Source organism: Aquabacterium sp. UBA2148, assembly GCF_002328915.1.
Classification (GTDB): Bacteria; Pseudomonadota; Gammaproteobacteria; order Burkholderiales; family Burkholderiaceae_C; genus Aquabacterium; species Aquabacterium parvum.
In genome coordinates this window covers 5,745-8,654 of sequence record NZ_DCXA01000156.1, presented here as the reverse complement: position 1 = coordinate 8,654, position 2,910 = coordinate 5,745, and the positions used below count along the sequence as shown (strand labels likewise).

The window sequence follows — 2,910 nt, the reverse complement described above, 5'->3', positions numbered from 1 at the left end:
CTCCCGCCGCCACATCGGCCTGGTGCTGCAAGAGCCCTTCCTGTTCTTCGGCACCATCGCCGAGAACATCGCCTACGGCAAGCCCGAAGCCACGCGCGAAGAGATCGTCGCCGCCGCCCGCGCCGCCCACGCGCACGACTTCATCCTGCGCCTGCCGCATGGCTACGACTCGCTGGTGGGCGAGCGCGGCCAGGGCCTCTCGGGCGGCGAGCGCCAGCGCATCAGCATCGCGCGTGCGCTGCTCATCAACCCGCGCATCCTGATCATGGACGAGGCCACCTCGGCCGTGGACACCGAGACGGAGAAGGAAATCCAGAAGGCGCTGGACAACCTCGTCAAGGGCCGCACCACCATCGCCATCGCCCACCGCCTGTCCACGCTGCGCAAGGCCGACCGCCTTGTCGTGATGGACAAAGGCCAAGTGGTCGAGGTCGGTCCGCACGACGAGCTGATGGAACGCCGTGGCGCCTATTGGCGCCTTTACGAAGCCCAGGCCCGCAAGGCCGAGCAGGACGCCCTGCTGGAAGGCTGAAAACGGGACCCGCACATGAACACGCTTGACTTCACCCTCGCCCGCGACGGCCATGGTCGCCTGAACCTGACCCTGGCCGACGGCACCGTGCACGAAGGTGTTGTGCCCGTGCGCGCCTTCCCCATCAGCGCGCCAGATGGCGGGCTGTCGTTGGTCAGCGCCGAAGGCCACGAGCTGCAGTGGATCGACCGTGTGGCCGACCTGCCCGGTCACGCCCGCGACCTGATCCAGGCCGAGCTGGCCATCCGCGAGTTCACGCCCATGATTCGCCGCATCACCGAGGTCTCGACGTTTTCGACGCCCAGCACCTGGACCGTGGAGACGGACAGAGGCCCCACGCAACTCATCCTCAAAAGCGAGGACGACATCCGTCGCCTGGGCCAGGGTCGGCTGCTGATTTCGACGGCGCAAGGGCTGCAATTCGGCATCGCCCAGACGGCAGAACTGGACAAGCACTCGCGCAAGCTGCTGGAACGGTTCCTCTGACTGACCAAAACATCAGTTGCGTCAATTGCCTGCAAAATCAGCAAACTGCGTTCTTGCAATCACCTTTTGATGCCAAAAATCGTCATCCTGCATGACGATTGACTCGATGGGTCAAGACCTCGGGGCAACCCTGTTTGATTGACCCACGTCAAGCCTCAGTGCTTCCCCTTGGAAGCCCCTGATTGCCGGCCTGGAGCGGGCGTTTCACCCTTTCACCCCGTCGGTTTCGGACTCCTACGCTGAGCTGACCTACCCATTCGGGTGGGGTCACTCAACCTGACAGGAGACCCGAGATGAACAAAAACCGACTGCTCCCCTCGCTCCGTTCTCTGATCCTGCCGCTGACGCTCGCGGCGACACCCCTGACGGCGCTGGCCTGGCCCACCCTCACCATCCCCACCAACGCACTGCAGGCCGATGCGGTGCAGGCCTTTTCCGGCGATGCGCTCGGCGCGTTCGATCTGGCCGAGATCAGCATCAAACCCGTGGGCCAGGCCAGCGCGACAGCAGGCCTGACAGGCGCCTACACCCTGCCCGTGACCAGCATCACCATCGACGGACTCAAGGTGATCGGCGGCAAAGCCACTGGCGCAGGTTTGCGATTCGAGCGCCTCAACGAAGAGACCGGTGTCACCGAGGTGGTGACATTGGCCAACTTCCGCATCGACTTCAAGTCGCACGTCATTCACGCGGACGCCTCCCCGCGCAGCGGCCCACCCCAAACCGACGCCCCCATCTTCAAGTTCCGCGAGCAGACCGCACTGGCCATCAAATACCAGTTCCCCTTGAGCATCCGGGCCCACCAGACACTGGATCAACTGTTCCTGACCCTGCCCGCCCGAGCCATCTTCACCGATGGCCTTCAGCTCAATGAGGTGATGTCCGCACCGCTTGAAATCATCGACTTTGGCGAGATCCGCATTGCGGTGGACGTCAAGCTGCGCAAAAAGGCCGTCTCGAGCAAGCCTTATCGGCCCTGACGCCAACTTCCCAGCAACCATGGCCCGCGCAAGGGCCTTGCCTTGATGTGCCTCAAGCCCTTGCCCGGGCGGGCGCCCAGAATCGGATGCAGTCCCCACAAAGGAAATCCGAGAAAGGAGCCCGCCATGTCCGCCATCCTCCAAAGCCACGACACCGCCACCCCTCGGGGCCGCGCCGTGCAACCCTTTGACGTCCTGGACAGCTGCCACCGGCAAGTCGTGACCGCACTGCAGCAGATGGACCAGCTGATCGAGCACCTGGCCGACAAGGGCGTGGATGGGCACGCGCAGGAGATAGCTCGGTCGATCTTCATGTTCTTCATGAACACCGCTCGCGAGCACCACCTGGACGAGGAACGGCACGTCTTCCCTGCCCTGCTGCGCAGCGGCCGAGCAGACCTGATCGACGCGACCCTTCGCCTGCAGCAAGACCACGGATGGATCGAGGAAGACTGGCTGGAGCTGGCGCCTCAGTTCGAGTCGATCGCAGCGGGCTACCACTGGTTCAACCTGGAGCAACTGCGCCTGGCGGTGCCGGTTTTTCAGGCGCTTTACCAGGACCACATTGCGCTGGAAGAGTCCTTGATCTACCCCGAGGCCCGCGCACGCATCAACGAGTGGGACCTCAAAGGCATGGGCCGAGAAATGGCGCAGCGGCGCAAGCAGCGCGGCCAGTCCACACCGACGGCGATGGCCGAAAGCTCACCAAGCTGAGCGGGCGTGAGTCGAACCGTTCAGCAAGCGTCGACTCGACTCACCCCACCCAAAAAGCAAAACGCGCCGCCTCCCGTGAGGGAGCGCGGCGCGTTGCTGCGACGAACAGACCCCGGCCAGAGCCCGGGGCCTTCACATCACTTCTTGGCCTTCTTGGCAGCGGCCTTCTTGGCAGCCGGCTTGGCGGCGGCGCCAGCC

The 2,910-nt window shown here is 64.3% G+C and carries 4 protein-coding genes; all 4 read left to right on the top strand.

Going from position 1 to position 2,910, the window contains the following annotated elements:
* A partial coding sequence (locus B2W70_RS08535; protein WP_286744789.1) for an ABC transporter ATP-binding protein occupies positions 1-532 on the top strand: 532 nt, incomplete at its 5' end.
* A 15-nt stretch (positions 533-547) separates the two neighbouring features.
* Positions 548-1,018, top strand: a complete 471-nt coding sequence (locus B2W70_RS08530) for a DUF1854 domain-containing protein (RefSeq protein WP_286744788.1) — start codon at positions 548-550, stop codon at positions 1,016-1,018.
* 293 nt (positions 1,019-1,311) lie between these two features.
* Entirely contained in the window at positions 1,312-1,998 is a 687-nt protein-coding gene (locus tag B2W70_RS08525; RefSeq protein WP_286744785.1) for a hypothetical protein, read from the top strand.
* A 126-nt stretch (positions 1,999-2,124) separates the two neighbouring features.
* Complete coding sequence (locus B2W70_RS08520) at positions 2,125-2,712, top strand: hemerythrin domain-containing protein (RefSeq protein WP_286744783.1); 588 nt, start codon at positions 2,125-2,127, stop codon at positions 2,710-2,712.
* Positions 2,713-2,910: the final 198 nt, after the last annotated feature.